Source organism: Stenotrophomonas sp. YIM B13575, assembly GCF_042787595.1.
In the GTDB taxonomy this organism is placed as follows: domain Bacteria; phylum Pseudomonadota; class Gammaproteobacteria; order Xanthomonadales; family Xanthomonadaceae; genus Stenotrophomonas; species Stenotrophomonas lactitubi_B.
This window is the reverse complement of record NZ_JBHZOP010000218.1, coordinates 1-1,688: the sequence shown is the minus strand read 5'-3', so window position 1 is coordinate 1,688 and position 1,688 is coordinate 1. Positions and strand designations below refer to the sequence as shown.

The following is a 1,688-nucleotide window of genomic DNA, read 5'->3' as shown; positions in this document are numbered from 1 at the left end:
CCGGCCCCGCCGCTACCCTCACGCGTCGTGCAGGTGTGTGCTCAATGCTTCGCCACCGGCTTCCGGCAGATGCGGCAGCCGTCCCCAGCAGGGCATCGGCAGGCGCTGCTGCAGGGTCGCGAAATTCTCATCCTGGCGCTGCATCGACGGATCGATGTGGTTGCCGATCCAGCCCACGCAGTCCACGCCGCTGGCCTGCAGCGATTCCGCGGTCAACCGCGCGTGGTTGACGCAGCCCAGGCGCATGCCGACCACCAGCACCACCGGCAGCCGCAGCGCTCGCACCAGATCACGCTGGTCCAGCTGCGCCGACAGCGGCGCCAGCCAGCCGCCCACGCCTTCGACCACCACCACGTCGGCCTGTGCGCGCAGGCGTTCGAAGGCCGCCACGATCGGGGCCAGTTCGATGTGCACGCCATCTTCTGCCGCCGCCAGCTCCGGCGCCAACGGCTGGCGCAATGCGTAGGGGTTCAGATCGGCGTAGTCCGGCACCGGCAGGCTGGCGGCCTGCAGTGCCAGCGCGTCGTCGTTGCGCAGCCCCTGCCCCGGATCGTGGCTGCCGCTGGCCACCGGCTTCATGCCCACCGCGCGCAGGCCGCGCCGGCGCAGCGCGTGCAGCAGCGCGGTACTGGCGGCGGTCTTGCCGATCTCGGTATCGGTGCCGGTGACGAACAGGGCAGGCGGTAGCGTGGCGGGCAACGGCATCGATGGGCTCCAACGGGGAAACAGTGTGTGCATTATCGCCGGCCCGGCACGCTTGCTAGACTGCGGCCATGTTCGCCAACGCCTCGCTCACCGGCAGCAAGCCGGAACAATACGCCCAGCTGCTGGAACAGGCCCGTGGCCTGGTCTACGGCGAGTCCGACCGCATCGCCAATGCGGCCAACCTCGCTGCACTGGTCTACCACGCCCTGCCCGACCTGAACTGGGTCGGCTTCTACCTGTATGACGGCAAGGAACTGGTGGTCGGTCCGTTCCAAGGCCTGCCGGCCTGCGTGCGCATTCCGCTGGACAAGGGCGTGTGCGGTGCGGCCGCCAGCCAGCGCGTGACCCAGCGCATCGAAGACGTGGACGCCTTCCCCGGCCACATCGCCTGCGATGCCGCATCGCGCTCGGAGCTGGTGGTGCCGCTGCTCCGGGGTGAGGAGCTGATCGGCGTGTTCGATATCGACAGCCCGGTCGTCGGCCGCTTCGATGCTGAGGACCAGGCCGGTCTGGAAGCCATCGCCCAGGTGTTCGTCGGGGCGTTGGCGTGAGCGCGGTCAAGCTGCGCAACATCGGCCCGAAGAGTGCGGCATGGCTGCGCCAGGTGGGTCTGCGCAGCCGCGAGGATCTGGTCGCCATCGGTGCCGTCGGCGCCTTCGTCAAGGTCAAGCGTGCCGGCTTCAAGCCCAGCCTCAACCTGCTGTATTCGCTGGAAGGTGCGCTGCTGGATTGCCACTGGCAGGAACTGAGCGAACCGCAGCGTACCGCGCTGGTGCAGGACTACGAAGCGCGTATCGCCGTGCATCCGCTGAAGGCGGCAGGTCCGGCATCGGGCCCGGTGCATGAGCAGCGCTTCGACGCCGAGGACGACGGCGAAGAAGGCATGGCCGAAAGCACCGACGAGGATTGATCGGTAGCGCCGGGCCATGCCCGGCGAGCGCGTAGCGCGGGTGATGTGGAATCCGCCGGGCATGGCCCGGCGC

At 69.2% G+C, this 1,688-nt stretch carries 3 protein-coding genes; 2 read left to right on the top strand and 1 reads right to left on the bottom strand.

The genetic code is table 11. The features are described 5' to 3' along the window. Window positions 1-18: 18 nt before the first annotated feature. The gene (bioD, locus tag ACFX4F_RS21320; RefSeq protein ID WP_380658365.1) at window positions 19-705 is read right to left on the bottom strand and encodes a dethiobiotin synthase; all 687 of its coding nucleotides are present in this window, start codon (window positions 703-705) and stop codon (window positions 19-21) included. A gap of 68 nt (window positions 706-773) precedes the next feature. Here bioD and ACFX4F_RS21315 point away from each other — a divergent pair, with 68 nt between their 5' ends. After that, the gene (locus tag ACFX4F_RS21315; RefSeq protein ID WP_380658363.1) at window positions 774-1,256 is read left to right on the top strand and encodes a GAF domain-containing protein; all 483 of its coding nucleotides are present in this window, start codon (window positions 774-776) and stop codon (window positions 1,254-1,256) included. Further along, window positions 1,253-1,615 carry a TfoX/Sxy family protein gene (locus ACFX4F_RS21310; RefSeq protein ID WP_108265052.1) on the top strand — a complete coding sequence of 121 codons (363 nt, stop codon included), beginning with the start codon at window positions 1,253-1,255 and terminating at the stop codon, window positions 1,613-1,615. The genes ACFX4F_RS21315 and ACFX4F_RS21310 overlap by 4 nt, the downstream gene beginning before the upstream one ends. The last annotated feature ends 73 nt before the right edge of the window (window positions 1,616-1,688 follow it).